At 50.9% G+C, this 271-nt stretch carries 1 pseudogene; it reads left to right on the top strand.

The window, feature by feature from the left end:
* Positions 1-271: pseudogene (locus tag NE619_RS18230) on the top strand (VirB4-like conjugal transfer ATPase); the annotation flags it as partial.

The raw sequence follows: 271 nt of genomic DNA, 5'->3' as shown, positions 1-271 counted from the left end.
GGACGTATTTCTCCCGTGTGACAACGGAACTGACCAGTCATTTCGCACGGCTGGGTTCAAAACTAAGGGAATTGGACGCTGCCGAAAAATTGCGGGTGCTCCATGATTTTTACCGCGCAGGCCAGGAAACGGAGTTTCGCTTTGACCTGGTAGATTCCATGCGAAAAGGCCATTGCTTTCAAGATGCGATCTGCCCCGACAGCTTTGAATTTGAGCGCGGAACCTTCCGAATGGGAGAACGCTATGGGAGAGTGTTATTTCTGCGGGATTT

Origin of the sequence: Anaerovorax odorimutans, from assembly GCF_024459955.1 — a bacterium.
GTDB classification, from domain to species: domain Bacteria; phylum Bacillota; class Clostridia; order Peptostreptococcales; family Anaerovoracaceae; genus Hominibacterium; species Hominibacterium odorimutans_A.
The sequence above is the reverse complement of the archived record's forward strand: the minus strand, read 5'-3'. Positions and strand labels throughout refer to the sequence as shown.